The 13,902-nt window shown below is 73.6% G+C and carries 14 protein-coding genes and 1 pseudogene; 3 read left to right on the forward strand and 12 right to left on the reverse strand.

All coding sequences use genetic code 11. The features are described from left to right. The coding region (locus ABT297_RS11770) for a hypothetical protein (RefSeq protein WP_350548074.1) at positions 1-228 on the forward strand (228 nt) is incomplete at its 5' end. 133 nt (positions 229-361) lie between these two features. Here the strand turns inward: ABT297_RS11770 and ABT297_RS11775 are convergent. From ABT297_RS11775 to ABT297_RS11790, 3 genes and pseudogenes are all read right to left on the reverse strand, one after another. Continuing rightward, positions 362-517 (reverse strand): annotated as a pseudogene (locus ABT297_RS11775) (NUDIX domain-containing protein); the annotation flags it as partial. 679 nt (positions 518-1,196) lie between these two features. Then, a complete protein-coding gene (locus tag ABT297_RS11785; protein ID WP_350547802.1) occupies positions 1,197-2,387 on the reverse strand; it encodes a cytochrome P450 in 1,191 nt (396 codons plus the stop codon). A gap of 54 nt (positions 2,388-2,441) precedes the next feature. Next, complete coding sequence (locus tag ABT297_RS11790; protein WP_350547804.1) at positions 2,442-2,849, reverse strand: hypothetical protein; 408 nt, start codon at positions 2,847-2,849, stop codon at positions 2,442-2,444. A gap of 139 nt (positions 2,850-2,988) precedes the next feature. On the opposite strand from ABT297_RS11790, the gene ABT297_RS11795 reads away from it, so the two are divergent. Continuing rightward, a complete protein-coding gene (locus ABT297_RS11795; protein WP_350547807.1) occupies positions 2,989-3,765 on the forward strand; it encodes a hypothetical protein in 777 nt (258 codons plus the stop codon). Positions 3,766-3,841: 76 nt separating this feature from the next. Then, the gene (locus ABT297_RS11800; RefSeq protein ID WP_350547809.1) at positions 3,842-4,009 is read left to right on the forward strand and encodes a hypothetical protein; all 168 of its coding nucleotides are present in this window, start codon (positions 3,842-3,844) and stop codon (positions 4,007-4,009) included. Here ABT297_RS11800 and ABT297_RS11805 read toward each other — a convergent pair. The 9 genes from ABT297_RS11805 to ABT297_RS11845 form a co-directional block, all read right to left on the reverse strand. Beyond that, positions 4,006-5,379, reverse strand: coding sequence for a nitrosuccinate lyase (locus ABT297_RS11805; protein ID WP_350547811.1), 1,374 nt, complete (start codon positions 5,377-5,379; stop codon positions 4,006-4,008). The genes ABT297_RS11800 and ABT297_RS11805 overlap by 4 nt on opposite strands. Further along, a complete protein-coding gene (locus ABT297_RS11810; RefSeq protein ID WP_350547813.1) occupies positions 5,376-7,298 on the reverse strand; it encodes an FAD/NAD(P)-binding protein in 1,923 nt (640 codons plus the stop codon). Before ABT297_RS11810 ends, ABT297_RS11805 begins: the two co-directional genes overlap by 4 nt. Continuing rightward, positions 7,295-8,461, reverse strand: coding sequence for an FAD-dependent monooxygenase (locus tag ABT297_RS11815; protein ID WP_350547815.1), 1,167 nt, complete (start codon positions 8,459-8,461; stop codon positions 7,295-7,297). The genes ABT297_RS11810 and ABT297_RS11815 overlap by 4 nt, the downstream gene beginning before the upstream one ends. Then, positions 8,458-9,999 carry a class I adenylate-forming enzyme family protein gene (locus ABT297_RS11820; protein ID WP_350547817.1) on the reverse strand — a complete coding sequence of 514 codons (1,542 nt, stop codon included), beginning with the start codon at positions 9,997-9,999 and terminating at the stop codon, positions 8,458-8,460. The genes ABT297_RS11815 and ABT297_RS11820 overlap by 4 nt, the downstream gene beginning before the upstream one ends. 10 nt (positions 10,000-10,009) lie before the next feature. Beyond that, positions 10,010-10,546 carry an SRPBCC family protein gene (locus ABT297_RS11825; protein ID WP_350547819.1) on the reverse strand — a complete coding sequence of 179 codons (537 nt, stop codon included), beginning with the start codon at positions 10,544-10,546 and terminating at the stop codon, positions 10,010-10,012. A 162-nt stretch (positions 10,547-10,708) separates the two neighbouring features. Continuing rightward, complete coding sequence (locus tag ABT297_RS11830; RefSeq protein ID WP_350547821.1) at positions 10,709-11,566, reverse strand: NAD(P)H-binding protein; 858 nt, start codon at positions 11,564-11,566, stop codon at positions 10,709-10,711. Continuing rightward, positions 11,563-12,732, reverse strand: a complete 1,170-nt coding sequence (locus tag ABT297_RS11835) for an acyltransferase family protein (RefSeq protein WP_350547823.1) — start codon at positions 12,730-12,732, stop codon at positions 11,563-11,565. The genes ABT297_RS11830 and ABT297_RS11835 overlap by 4 nt, the downstream gene beginning before the upstream one ends. Beyond that, the gene (locus tag ABT297_RS11840) at positions 12,729-12,932 is read right to left on the reverse strand and encodes a hypothetical protein (protein ID WP_350547825.1); all 204 of its coding nucleotides are present in this window, start codon (positions 12,930-12,932) and stop codon (positions 12,729-12,731) included. The genes ABT297_RS11835 and ABT297_RS11840 overlap by 4 nt, the downstream gene beginning before the upstream one ends. Beyond that, the gene (locus tag ABT297_RS11845) at positions 12,925-13,884 is read right to left on the reverse strand and encodes an isopenicillin N synthase family dioxygenase (protein WP_350547827.1); all 960 of its coding nucleotides are present in this window, start codon (positions 13,882-13,884) and stop codon (positions 12,925-12,927) included. The genes ABT297_RS11840 and ABT297_RS11845 overlap by 8 nt, the downstream gene beginning before the upstream one ends. Positions 13,885-13,902: the final 18 nt, after the last annotated feature.

The following is a 13,902-nucleotide window of genomic DNA, read 5'->3' on the forward strand; positions in this document are numbered from 1 at the left end:
CTCGCCGCCCTCGCCGCCCTCGCCGCCCTCGCCGCCTCCGCCGGTCACGCCGCCGGACCAGGCACAACGTCCCGCGAGCTGCACCGCGGCAAACGACTGCGATCTCGCACCGCGTCAGGCGGACAGCGCCGGGCGGCCGGGTCCCGTCCCGAAGCGTCGTCGCGCATCCATGCCACAGCCGCGCCGGCCCGCCGGTCCGGCAACGCATCGAATGATTGGCGGCAATAGACGGTCGCCAGTGCATCGCGGTCGTCTGCACACGGCTGGGCGGCATTTCCGCCGAATTCTCCGAAAGGCGGAAACGGGCAGCCGATTTCCCCATGGACCGCCCGTGCCGATTTCCGAATGTCTCGACAATCTCCCGCGCGAGCGCCTCGTGCAAGGTCTCACCAGATTCCACGTGACCGGCCACGATGTCCCAGCACCCCGGAAACAGTGACCGGTTCTCCCCGCGCCGCTGCAGAAAGACCCGTCTACGGGAATCGGCCGCCGCCACCCGCTGCAGACCGCGTCTCATTTGGGGCGTTTAAGTAGCTTGTGTGTGGTAGCAGATGAGCGCGTAGCGATGGTGACGAACGCGGCGAAGTGTGTGGCGTAACGGTCGTAGCGGTGTACCAGGCGTCGGTAGCGATCAGCCAGGACAAGATCCATTCCATGTCCGAGCGCGGCGGCCTCCCGCTGGCCGCAAGCCGTTTCCGCCGCGAACACCCCGGACGCGACGGTACTGCTGCCGCTGCTGGACGGCATGCCCGCGGTCTCGGGCCGGCGCGACCGGCCCCGCCGCCCGCGCGGCATCACCGTGCGGATCGCCCGCAAGAAGGTCGAGTCCTCACAACGCCTGGGCCGGCACCGCTGGGTCATCGCGCGCACCTTGCTGCAGGGCTTGCCGCGGTCGACCGGGCTCGGCCAGGTCAGATCGCTCCCCAGCCCTTACCTGGATCGAGTCAATCACCGGCCGAGACCAGTCCAGGACCCCACGCGTGTGCAGCCGCTGCAACATCGCCAGATGCAGCGCCGGCCACAGCCCCACCGTCGTCCATTCGGTGTCGGCCCCCACCCTGCGGCCGCACCGGCGCCGGCGGGATCAACGGCGCAGCGATCTCCCACAGAGCATCAGGACACTAACGCTCCACATCGGACATGCGGGAGATTGAGCATCATGCTCGAACCGATGTCAGCCCCCGAATGAGACACGTCTAAGCGGGGACGACCGTCACCGGTAGCTTTGTCGGGCTGAGCATCACCCACGGGTTGCGGTGGACGGTCGCCGCGGTGTCGACGGCGATCTCGCGGTACCGCCGCAGCAGCAACTCCATCGCGATCCTCGCCTCCAGCCGGGCCAGCGGCGCGCCGATGCAGAAGTGGATGCCGTGCCCGAACGTCAGGTGCGGGTTGGGGTTGCGGCGGATGTCGAAGCGCTCCGGTTCGGCGAAGACCCGGCTGTCACGGTTCGCGGCCGCGAGCCATGCGACGACAAGGTCACCGGCCGCGACCGGCTGGCCGCCGATCGTCGCGTCGGTGGTCGCCAGCCGCGCCAGCCGCGGGAACGGCGTGCGCAGGCGCAGCACCTCCTCGATCGCGTCCGGCAGGAGTGCCGGGTCGGCCCGTAGTTCGGCGGCCGCGTCCGGGTGCTCGTCGAGCGCGACGATCGTGTTGCCCAGTGTCGCCGTCGTCGTGATGTGCCCGGCGAGCAGCAGCAGCCCGACGAAGCCGATGATCTCCTCGTCGGAGAGTCTCTCGCCGTCGGCTTCGGCCCGTACCAGGTTGCCGGTGAGGTTGTCCGCCGGCGTTTCCCGGTGCGCCCGAACGTGTTCGAGCAGGTACGCGTTCATCTCGTGCAGCACCGGCGCGACCGCGTTCACCGCGCGGTCGTCCGTCAGCCGGGTGAGCGGCTGGTCCGGGCCGATCTCCGGCCGCTCGAACAGCGCGTCGGCCCACCGCCGGAACACCGGCCGGTCCGCCGCCGGGATGCCGAGCAGCTCGGCGATCACGATGACCGGCAGTGGGTACGCGAGGTCGTCGACCAGGTCGAAGCGCTCCTCACCCGCCTGCTCGTCCAGCAGTTCGGCGGTGACGGCGGTGATGCGCGGCGCCAGGCCCGACACCACGCGCGGGGTGAACGCGCGGCTCACCAGGCGGCGCAGCGAGTCGTGCCGGGGCGGGTCCATCTGGACGAAGTTGCCGCGCCGGAACAGGTCGAGATCCTCCTGCCGGGGCTGCAGGTCGCCCAGGTCGGAGGAGAACGTGTGCGGGTCGCCGAGGACGGCCGAGACCTCGGGATGCCCGAGCACCGTCCAGGCGCGCTGCCGTTCGTCGAAGTGCACCTCGCCGTCGCGGCGCGATCGCTCCAGCCAGGTGAACAGGTCGGGCAACGTGGGGGCTGTCATCGCCGGTCACTCCCCTCCAGGGTCGTCGGCGACGGCTACCCGCCCGGCGGAGCGTCAAACCGCGTCGTCGCGCAGCACGATCCGCTCGCGGGCGTGGAGCGGTACATGGAGATCGATCGCTGTTCCACCCGTGCGGCAGAAGGCTGAGCGCGGCCGGTACGCTCGCCGGGTGGCCAGCCCGGTGCCGTGGGCGGAGCTCTCCGCCGGCCAGATCGAGGCGAGCCCGGCCAGCGCCGACACGACGAGCGGCTCGTCGCCGCCTGGATCGTCAGCACGCATCCGGGCGCGTTCCGGGTCGAGGGCAGCGGCGGTGACGACGGCGCCGACGTCCGGCAGCCCGTCGACGGCGGGCAGCGGGTCTTCGAGATCAAGAGCTTCGACGGGCTGCTCTCCGCCGGTCAGAAGCGACAGGTCCGCGGCTCCCTGGAGACCGCCGCCCGGCGCCAGGCCGGGATGTTCCACTGGACCCTCGTCCTGCCGCACGACCTGACCCCGGCGGAGATCCGCTGGTTTCGAGACCGAACTGGCGCCGCGGAGCACCGCGCGGACCGACTGGATCGGGCGGACCGCGCTGGACGCCGGACTCAGCGGCCGTCCCGAGTTGCTGAGCCTCGTCCCCGGCTCCGCGGAGCGCCGGGCGATCGACCTGGTCGCCCGGCTGGGGCTGCCGTCGCTGCGCAGGACGCTGGTACTCGTCGTCGCCGCGCTGTGCGTGGTGACCGCGATCGTCGTGGCCGCTGCGACCTGGACGGCTCCGCGCGGGTCGGATCCGGCGGCGGTCGGTGGACCGGGTGGCCCGGCCGCTCCTTCCGGGCCGCCGGTCGCGGCCGTGAGCTCGGTCGCCGGGGTCAGCTGCCGCTCCGGCTGGGTGGTGCCCGACCACGGTGCGGCGCCGATCCCGTACCTTCCCGACCGGGCCCCGGACGGCGGCGTCGCCACCGGCGGTGCGGAGGCCGTCGTGACCGTGCAGGGCCTGACCGGTCGGGCCGTGGTACTGCAGTCGATGACGGTCGAGGTGGTGCGGCGCCGCCCGCCGCTGGCCGGAGTGTATCTCCCGCTCGGCTGCCAGGGCGGGGTGTCGCCCCGCAAGTACCGGCTCGACCTTGACGCCGCGGCGCCGCGGATCGTGCCGGAGACCGGCACGGTGACGTTCCCGTACCGTGTCGACCAACTCGAACCGGAACAGTTCCTGATCACCCCCGACGTGACGACGGGAGACGTCGAGTGGCGCCTACTGCTCAGCTGGACCTCCGGAGCCGACAGGGGAACGCTGGTCCTGCCCGAGGCCGGCAAACCCCCGTTCCGGAACACCGCCACCACGGCCGCGCGGGAGCTCTGCGCAGACCTCGCCGCCTGGGCCTGGAAACCGTCCTGCTGACCGCGGTGCTGGCCCTCACCGCCTGCACCGCAGACCCGCCGCCGCCCACCCCCGTGCCGGCATTCGATCCTCCACAGTGGACGGTGCATTCTGGACCCGGATGCCGGTCCGTGCCAACGGCTTCGACTCGGCCGCGATCCTCGAGGACGTGGCGTCGAACCGGGAGCGGACCGTCCTCCTGGCGGTGCCGGCCGACTACTCCGAGCAGTTGCTGACCTGGCAGGCCCCCGTCCCGCGCGGCTAGGGTCCGTGCCTTGCGGCCGGACCGTCGAGCAGCGCCCCGTCGACCAGGTGGCCGGCGGCGCCCGTGTAGCGGGACGGGTCGCACAGGTCGTCGAGGTCCAGCGCCTTCGTCGCCGGTTCGTCCGCCAGCACCTCCGCGAGCGGCAGGCCCCGCCGGTCGGCCTCCGCCGCCGCCCGGGACAGCAACCGCCGGGCCTCCGTCTTGCCCAGCGCCGGGGTCAGCACCGCCGCCAGGCGTTCCGACACCACCTGGCCACCGGTGCGGGCCAGGTTCTCGAGCATCCGGTCCGGGCGCGGCTCCAGGCCCTCCGCCAGGGCCGCCGCCGTGTGCGCGGCGCCGCCGGTCAGCCGGAGCGCCTCGCGCAGCAGCGGCCACTCCGCCTGCCAGCCGCCCGCCGAGCGCTCGTCCTCGCCGAGCAGCGCCTGGGTCAGGCCGGTCGCGAGGACCGGCACCTGCAGCGCGGCGGACCGGACGAGGGTGGCGAGGACCGGGTTGCGTTTGTGCGGCATCGCCGACGAGCCGCCGCCGGCCGGCTCGACGACCTCGCCGATCTCCGTCCGCGCGAGCGTCAGCACGTCGACCGCGAACTTGCCCAGCGCGCCTGCGGTGAACGCCAGTGCCGCGCCGAGGTCGGCGATCGGGGTGCGCAGGGTGTGCCAGGGGAGGGCCGGGATGGCCAGCCCGGTCTCGTCGGCGAACGCGGTGGCCAGGTCGTCGGCGTACTCCGGCTCCGCGGGCCCGCCGTCGAGGCGCGCGTACTCGAGGTAGCCGGCCAGGGTGCCGGCCGCACCGCCCAGCGAGACCGGTAGGCCGCCGTCGAGGAGCCGCGCCAGGCGCACGTCGGCGTCGAGGACCAGTCGCCGCCAGCCGGCTGCCTTCAGCCCGAACGTCGTCGGTACCGCCTGCAGCGCGAGGGTCCGGCCGGCGACGGGTGTGTCCCGGTAGGCCGCGGCGAGGCCGGCCAGCCCGTCGGCCGTGCGGGCCAGGTCGCCGCGGATCAGCCGCAGCACCCGGGCCGCGACCAGCATCGCGCCGGTGTCGAGGATGTCCTGGCTGGTGGAGCCGCGGTGCACGTACTCGGCGGACGGCGGGTCGACCTCGGCCACCCGCGCGGTGAGCGCCGCGACCAGCCCGACGATCGGGTTGGCGGTCTCGCGGGCGGCGAGCGCGAGCGCCCGCTGGTCGAACAGTTCGGCGCGGGCGGCGCGGGTGATGACGGCGGCGGCCTGCGCGGGCAGGCGGCCCAGGCGGGCCTGGGCCCGCGCGAGCGCCGCCTCCGCGTCGAGCATCGCCTGCAGCCACGCCCGGTCGTCGACGAGGTCCTCGACGGGCGTGCCCGCGCTCACCGGGCGCAGCAGGCCGGTACTCACACCACCACCCCCGTGAACGACGGCGCGGAGCGTGGCACGGCCGCCGGTGCCAGAGCCCGGACCGCGGCCGCGATCGCGTCGGCGTCGCCGAGGGTCACCGAGTCGACGCCGGGCCGGATGCCCGCCGCCGTGACCCAGTGGACGGACTCGGTCGGCACGCCGTAGGCGAACCGGCGTGGATGGGCCTGTTCCTGGCCGTCGACGACGTGGTACGGCCGCATGGTGACGGCGAGCCCACCCGTCTCGTAGAAGCCGCCGCCGGCGCACGGGATGCGGTACGGGCGACACTGCTCGGTGTCGAGCATGTGGCGCAGCAACGGATCCGCCGTACGGCGAAGGTCGACGTCGTGCAGCCGCGCCTCGACCAGCGCCCTGGCCCGTACCGGCTCGTCCGGCACCGCCGCGGACACCGCCACGAACGCGGGATCCTCGGTGTCCACGAGGATCTGGGTGCCGGGCCCGGTCAGCTCCACCACCCCGCTCTCGATGACGGCGGCGAGCTCCTCGATCCGCGACGCGGGCGGGCCGATCGACAGGAACGCGTTGAACGGCGTGTACCAGGCGCTGAGCTCGTCGCGGTACGAGCCGCCGTCGAGGCCGCCGTGGTCGACCACCAGCCGGATCTCGTTGCGCAGGTCCCGCAGCACGTCCAGGGCGGCCTTGAGCGGGCCGCTGACGTTGCCCAGCCGGGCCTGCTCGACGTCGCGCGCCAGGTGCTCCAGCACCCAGCCGCGGAACTCGGCCCGCCCGGCGTACTTGCGTCGCCCGGCCGGCCGGGCCAGCCGCTCCCAGTCCCAGCGGTCGGCCGCGGCGACGCCGTGCTCGTCGAGCAGCCGCTCGGGATCGGCCACGTACCGGGCGGTGAACGCGGCCCGGTCGTCCGGGCGCAGCAGCGTCGCGTAGTACACGCTCTCGACCTCGGCGGCGACGAGCGGCCACAGGTCGCGGCCGAACCGCAGGGTGCCGTGCCGCTCCCGCAGCCGCGCGATCGCCTCGGGCGTGAGGACCCGCGGCAGGTGCCGGCCCGACGCGCCCTTCTCGTTCTCGCCCCGTGCGTGCGACGGCACACCGCGCCGCGAACTGGCGAACAGGCGCGGCTCGCGGCCGCTCGGGAGGTACCGCAGCCGCTCACCCTCCCGCTCGAAGCGCCCGCCGCGTCCGGCCGTCAGCAGCGCCAGGTAGTCGAAGAAGTTCAGCCCCAGCCCGCGGATCAGCACCGGCGCGCCCGGCTCCAGGGCGTCGAGGTCGACGTCGGCCGGGTTGGCCTGGGTGACGTACGTGAGCCGGTGCACACGGGCCAGGCTCGCCGCCCGGGCCTGCGCCGGTGGCGGCAGCGACGGCACGTGCCCCTGCGCCAGGACCACCGCGTCGAGGTGGTGCAGCCGCGTGCCGTCGGCCAGCCGGACGCCCTGCGGGCCGCCGGGTACGCCGCTGGTGTCGGCGATCGCGACCGCCCGCGACCGGTGCACCCGCACGGCCACGTGCTCCGGCGCGGCAGCCACGACGCTGGCGAAGCTGTCGGCGAGGTACCGGCCGTACAGGGCCCGGCTCGGGTAGTCGTCCGGCCCGAGCCGTTGCGCCTCGGCCAGGGTCTCGTCGTCGGCGCCGCTGAGCGGGCCGAGCAGCGCGAGCTGCTTCGCCCAGTCGTAGAGGCCGGGCCCCGGCTCGATCGGCCCGTCGATCCGCACGCTGTGATCGGTGTAGACGGTGATCTGCGCGGCGACCGTGTTCGTCAGCAGCAGCCGCGACTGGCTCGTGCGCCAGACGGCGCCCGGCCCGGCCTCCACCGGGTCGACGACGTGGACGGTCACGGCCGTGAACGCCGGCTCGCGCCGCTCCTGCGCGCAGAGCCGCTCCAGGACCGACAGCCCGCGCGGCCCGGCACCGACGATGCACAGGTGGAACTGCCCGTCGTTCATCCCGCCACTCCGATCCGCTCCTCGTGCATCCATGCCACCTCGTCGTGCAGCCGCTCGGCCGTCATCGCGGCGAGCATCCGGTTGCGGGCCTGCGCCGCGGCACCCTCCGGGTGCCAGAGCCGGATGCTCTCCCGCGAGATCCGCTGGATCGCCGCCGTCCGGTCGCGCCGCCGCTCCTGGTATTCCACGAGACCCGCCGGGCCCCGGTCGACCAGCTCCGCCAGCAGTACCGCGTCCTCGAGGGCCTGGCAGGCGCCCTGGGCCGCGTAGTGCAGCATCGGGTGGGCCGCGTCGCCGAGCAGGGTCACCCGCCCGTCGCACCAGTCGTCCACCGGCTCGCGGTCGACGAGCACCCAGGCGCGCCAGTCGCGGCCCAGGTCGAGCAGGTGCCGGGCGGCCGGCAGCCGCTGGAACTCCCGGCGCACCCGGTCGGTCGTCGCGGGGACGCCGGCGAACGCCTCGGTCACGCCGTCGTCGCTGCTCGCGGCGAGGTTGAGGAACCGTCCACCGCCGATCGGGTAGTGCACGAAGTGGCACTTCGGCCCGGCCCACCAGGTCACCGCGGCGCTGCGCAGCGGGGGCGGCACCTCTTCGATGGGGATGATCGAGCGGTATACGGTGATGCCCGAGACTCTCGGCTCGCCGTCGCCGACGAGCTGTTCGCGGATCGTGGAGCGGATGCCGTCGGCGCCGACGAGCAGGGTGCCGGTGACCCGCTCGCCGCTCGCGAGGACGGCGGTGGCGCCGGCGTTGTCCTGCGTGTAGCCGGCGACGGGGCTGTCGGCGCGCAGCTCGACGCCGGGCGAGCTGCGGCAGGCGTCGAGCAGCAGGCCGAAGAGGTGGCCACGGTGGACGACGGCGTAGGGACTGCCGAAGCGGCGCTGATACGTGGCGGTCAGCGGCATGCTCACCACGTGCGCGCCGGTGACGCCGTCCATGAACCGCAGCTCGTCCATCGGGGTGGCGATCGGGCGTACCGCCGTGCCGAGCCCCAGCCGGGCCAGGGCGTGCAGGCCGTTGGGCGCCAGCTGGATCCCGGCGCCGAGCTCGGCGAACTCGGCGCTGCGCTCCAGCACGGTCGCGCGGTGGCCGCGGGCGGAGACGGCCAGCGCGAGCGCGAGCCCGCCGATCCCGCCGCCCACGACGACAACGTGCTCGCTCACCGCTCGGCGCTCCCCAGCCGGCGGGCCAGCTCCAGCCGCTTGATCTTCGTCGTGGCGGTCTGGGGCAGGTCGGCGAGGCGCCACTGCACCGGTTCCCCCATCGCCGGCAGGGCGGACACGGCGGAGCGCCACGCGGCCCGGTCCAGCGGCCGGTCGCCCTTCGTGCACACGACCGGCACCGGCGTGCCGTCGGCGCCGGGCACGATGATGACCTCGGCCAGCTCGGCGAGCCGGCCGAAGAGGTGGTCCTCGGCGGCGAGTGTGCTGCCGAAGCCCGGGATCTCGTCGACCTCGCGGTCGAGCAGGTGCAGGCAGCCCCAACGGCCGCGGTAGCCCAGGTCGCCCATCCGCCACCAGGACCCGTCGCGCTGGCCGTCGTAGCGCTGCTGCTCGCCGAGGTACGTCAGGACCCGGCCGTCGGTGCTCACCTCGATGAAGCCGGGCGACGACGCGGTCACCCTCCGGCCGTCGCGGCTCACCACCCGCAGGCCGGTCATGCCGGGGAAGGGGCGGCCGACGCAGCGGCCGTCGGCGTCCAGCGCGCGGCGCCGGGTGAAGGCGCGCGCGACGACCGGGCCGACCTCGCTCTGGCCGTACAGCTGCCCGAACACCGGGAACCGGTGACCGGACGCGCCCAGCATGCGGTGCACGGTCCGCGGGTGGATCGCGTCGAAGGTGCTGCTGAAGTACTTCACGCTCGCCAGTGGCCGGCGCGGGTCGTCCGCCAGCTCCTCCCACCGCATGAACGTGTTCGGGTGCGCCTCCAGCACGCCGGGACGCACCTCGGCGAACAGGTCGGCGACCCGGTCCGGCTCGTCGTCGGCGAGCACGACGAGCGGGAACCCGCGCAGCAGCGTGATCGCGAGCGCGGTGAACAGCCGCGAGTGCACGAACGACACGTGGATGGCGACCGGCCGCCGGCGGCGGACGAGCGCGGCGACCGACGCCTGTGGCCGGTACCGCGCCTGCAGCGTCCGTCCTGTGTGGACGGCCAGCTTCGGCGTGCCCGTCGTGCCGGAGGTGTGCGTCACGAGCGTCGGGTGTTCCGGCGGTACCGCCACCGCCTCCTTCCGCGGCACGTCGCCGAGCCGCCCCAGCTCCGCGACGTCGAGCACCTTGCCGGCGATGTCGGCGATGTCGTGCGGGAGGTCGTTGTCGAGCTTCGCCCGGTCGGTGAGCAGGAACGGCCGGTCGACCCGGCGGACCAGCTCGGCGACCGTCGCGCCGTCGAGCTTGGGGGACAGCAGCACCGGTACCGCGCCGATGCGCGCGACCGCGCAGGCCAGGAGCGTGATGTCGAAGCCGTCGGACTTGTGGACCACCACCCGGTCACCGGTGCGCACCCCCGACGCCCACAGCCGCGACGCCGTGTCGGCGACGAGCTCGGCGAGCCGCGCGACGGTGGTCCGCCGGCCGAGGTGCGGTGCGATGGCGAGGTCGTGGTCGATGATCACGGGGTTGTCCGGGTGGCGTGCCGCGGCCCGCTCGAACAGCGTGCCGAGCCGGATGCCGCGGTTGCCGATGCGCTGCAGGAACATGCGTCCTCCGTCACGCCTTCTCGATGACCACTTTGACGCGCTGGAGGGTGTCGGCCAGGTCCGACTGCACCTTGGCGCCCCACTCGGCGAAGAACCGTTCGCGCTCAGCCGAGCTCATCTCGGCGATGATCTTGCGGATGCCCTCGGTGGCGCGACCCATCCGGAAGTGGTGGACCAGCGTCGATCCGTCCCCGTTGGGCGCGACCTCGAACGACCACACGCTGTCCTGCGTGTTCCCGGCGCTGTCGCGCATCGCCCAGCGGAAGGCCCGGCCCGGCTCGGCGGCGACGACCTCGGCCTGGGTGGTCCAGGCGCCGCGCACCACGGGGGCCCAGGCGACGACGTCCTCGCTGCGCAGGTTCTCACCCTGGAAAACCGCGCCGACACTGCCCGGCGCACCGGAGATCCAGCGGCCGCCGGTACATTCGGTGCTCCACTCGCCGCTGCGCGGCAGGTCACTGACGACGGCGTAGACGCCGGCGGGCCGCGCGGCGACACGAATCTCGGCGCGGGCCTGGAATAGCGGACTGTTCTGAGGTTCGGCCATGCCAGAAATGGTGTGTGGCAACGTTTTGCGCGGTCAAAGCCCGCGCTCCTCGTCCGTCAGGTCAGCAGCGCGGCCTACCGCCCATACAACAAGATCACGGAACCTCGATGCTCGTGTGTGACAGCACCGAAGTTCCGTGATCATGATTGAGCGGGGGCGCGGCTACGGGAGGAACGCCGCCGCGTGGTCGTGGGCCCACTCGGCGAACGTGCGGGCCGGGCGGCCCGTCACGCGCTCGACGACGTCCGTCACCGCGTACGGCACGCCGTCGGTCGCGGCCCAGTAGCCGATCGTCGCCTCGATCACCCACTCCGGCACGATCTGAGCCAGGGTCGCCCGGCCCTCCTCGGGGGTCTGCTCCTCCACCCGGACCGGCCGGCCCGTCGCCTCGGCGATCAGTTCCGCCTGCCGGCGTTGCGTCACGGACTCCGGGCCGGTGATGAGATAGCGCTCGCCCTCGTGGCCCGGCGTCGTCAGGGCCGCGGCGGCGACCGCGGCGATGTCCCGCTCGTGGATCGCGTCGCTGTGCGACTCGGCATACGGGAACCGGACGATGCCCTCCTCGCGGATCGACCGGTCCCAGCCCCACAGCAGTACGTTGCTCGCGAAGTTGTCCGGCCGCAGGTAGGTCGTGGCCAGGCCGGAGGCGTCCAGCGCCTGCTCGACCACGCGGTGCATGTCGGCGATCGGCTTGCGGGCCGGGATCCGGTCCAGCACCGTGTCCGACGACAGCAGCACCACGTGCTCGACCCCGGCCGACCGGGCCGCGGCCACGAACGCGTCGACGCCTTGCGGCACCGCGTAGAGGAACACCTTGCGGACGCCCGCGAGGGCGGCCGGCAGGCTCTCGGGGTCGGTCAGGTCGGCCCGGACCGTCTCGACGCCGGCGGGCAGTGTGAGCCGGCCCGGGTCGCGGCCGGTCGCGCGGACCCGAGCGCCGGCGGCGAGCAGCTCGTCGACCACGGCTCGGCCGACCTGGCCGCCGCCGCCGAAGACGAGGATGGGGTCGGTGACAGTCATCTGCTGGGACCTCCTGAGTGCTCGACGGTGCGTTCGGGCTGCCGCTGCTGCGGCACGGTCACGTCGCGGCGGCGGGCGGTGGAGAAGCGGCGGGTGATCGGCCGCTCCACGGCGGTGTAGAGCAGCGCGGCGAGCCCGATCGCCACGGCGAGCTCGACGACGAGCAGCCCGGCGGCGGCGGGCGTGCCGAACGTGCGGCCCAGCAGCGATCGGCCGGCGACCAGCACGATGAAGTGCAGCAGGTAGAAGGCGAACGAGATCTCGCCGAGCCAGCGGGCGACGCGGCCCCGGAACGGCGTGAACCGGCCATCCGCGTCGGCGGTCGCAGCAGCGGTGATGAGCAGCACGATCGGCACGATGGTGACGACACGCTGACCGTACAGGTACGGCACGAACGACGCCAGCGGGACGGCGACCGCCAGCAGCAGAGCGGACCAGCCGAGCCCGACGCCCCGCCACCGTCCACTGAGGACGGCACGGGCGACCAGGATGCCGAGCGCGAAGTCGAGCAGCCGGACGGGCGGCAGGAAGTACGCGAACCAGTACTGCGACTCGGACGCCCCCCACCCGCCGGGGACGCCCGGGGTCGACGGGAGCGCCAGGTAGGCGACGAGCGGGGTGGCGGCGATCGCGGCGAAGGTGCCGGCGATCCAGTACTTCAGCCGGTCCTCGCGGATCCGCTTGGCGAGCACCAGCAGCAGCGGGAACGCGGCGTAGAAGAACGCCTCGGCCCCCAGCGACCAGCTCGGCGGGTCGACGCTGATGTTGACGAAGAAGTCGGGCACCCAGACCTGCAGCATGAAGAGGTTGAGCACGGCCTGCCACGCCGGCGTGTACGCGGCCGCGAACACCACCATGGCGAGGATCCAGGCGACCACGTAGTTGGGGTAGATCTTGACCAGCCGGCGGCGCCAGAACGCCCCGAGCGTGTCCTGTTCGCGCGCCGACCAGGTCAGCACGAAGCCGCTGAGCACGAAGAAGAAGGTGACGCCGAGCGCGCCGAGCTGGGACCCCGCCGTGGCGAAGCGGCCCGCGACGCCCTGGTCGGCGAGGAGGCTGGTGCTCGGCAACTGCAGCGACGCGTGGTACACGAAGACGAGCAGGGCCGCCGGGAACCGTAAGCCTGTCAGCGAGGGCAGCCGGGAAGGCCGGTCGAGGGTGGTCATGGAGCACCGTCCTGTCGGGAGTGGATGGGTGGCAGGCCGAGCCGGGCGCGCAGGGTGCCGTGCGGTGCCCCGTCACCGCTCGGCAGCGCACGGTTCGGCAGTAGTGGCTCGCCGGGCCTGGCGGCGGGGAGCCGCCAGGCCGCGGGGTGCCAACCGGCGCCGTCGAGCGCGGCGGCGAGGTGCGGCGGCGGTTCAGCCAACGCTGATCGCCTGCAGCTTTTCGTAGAGGTACTGCGACGCCGAGATCTCCGGGTGCTCGACCCGGCCGATCGGCGGCGCGAGGGAGGCGATGCGCGCGTCGCGGTCGCTGACGTAGAAGAACACCAGCGAGACCAGGTCCTCGTCGGGAGCGGTCGCCTGCGGCGGGAGCACCCGGTGACGGGTGGAGCGCCAGCGGTCGCCGGTCCAGCGGGCCATCAGGTCGCCGATGTTGACCGTGAAGGCCGCCGGGTCGTACGGCGCGTCCTCCCAGGCACCCGCGGCGTTGAAGACCTGCAGGCCGCCGACGCCGGGCTCCCGGTCCAGGACGGTGACCGTGCCGAAGTCGGTGTGCGGGGCGATCCGGAACTGCCCGTCCGACGGCGGCCCGACCTCGTCCAGCGGCGGGTACCGGTTGATGTTCAGCGTGTACTTCGGGTGCCGGGTGTGGGTGGTGAAGTGGTCGGCGGGCAGGTCGAGGGCGGCGGCGAAGATCGTCAGCAGATCGTCGGAGAGCGCACGCATGCGATCCATGTACTCGCGGGCGGCGGCCTCGAGCTCCGGCACGGCGGCCGGCCACACGTTCGCCGGGTGCCAGCCCAGGTCGGCCGCCGGATCGCCGGCCTCGACGGAGGAGCCCACGGAGTAGGACTCCTTGAGGTCCGGCGGCGACTCCACGCCCTCGAGGTAACCGTTGGCCTCGACACCGGGGGCGAGCCAGCCGCGGCCGCCGACCGGCACCGCGTACGGCTGCTTCTGCGCCTCCGGCAGCGTGAAGAACCGCCGCGCGGCGGCGCGGGTCCGGTCCCGCAGCTCGGCCGGCACGCCGTGCCCGGTGACGAGCAGGAAGCCCGACACCTGCAACGAGCGGTCGATCTGGGCCGCCACCTCGGCCCGGTCGGCCGGTGATCCGGAGAACCACGGCTCCAGGTCGACCAGGGGGATACTGCTCATCTCGTCGCCTCCTTTGTT

The sequence above is a fragment of the Dactylosporangium sp. NPDC000555 genome, from assembly GCF_040300025.1.
In the GTDB taxonomy this organism is placed as follows: Bacteria; Actinomycetota; Actinomycetes; order Mycobacteriales; family Micromonosporaceae; genus Dactylosporangium.

Coding starts and splice junctions, on each gene's coding strand:
- ABT297_RS11785 (WP_350547802.1), bottom strand. CDS start 2,387: ATGACAGCCCCCACGTTGCCCGACCTGTTCACCTGGCTGGAGCGATCG.
- ABT297_RS11810 (WP_350547813.1), bottom strand. CDS start 7,298: ATGAACGACGGGCAGTTCCACCTGTGCATCGTCGGTGCCGGGCCGCGC.
- ABT297_RS11820 (WP_350547817.1), bottom strand. CDS start 9,999: ATGTTCCTGCAGCGCATCGGCAACCGCGGCATCCGGCTCGGCACGCTG.
- ABT297_RS11825 (WP_350547819.1), bottom strand. CDS start 10,546: ATGGCCGAACCTCAGAACAGTCCGCTATTCCAGGCCCGCGCCGAGATT.
- ABT297_RS11830 (WP_350547821.1), bottom strand. CDS start 11,566: ATGACTGTCACCGACCCCATCCTCGTCTTCGGCGGCGGCGGCCAGGTC.
- ABT297_RS11835 (WP_350547823.1), bottom strand. CDS start 12,732: ATGACCACCCTCGACCGGCCTTCCCGGCTGCCCTCGCTGACAGGCTTA.
- ABT297_RS11845 (WP_350547827.1), bottom strand. CDS start 13,884: ATGAGCAGTATCCCCCTGGTCGACCTGGAGCCGTGGTTCTCCGGATCA.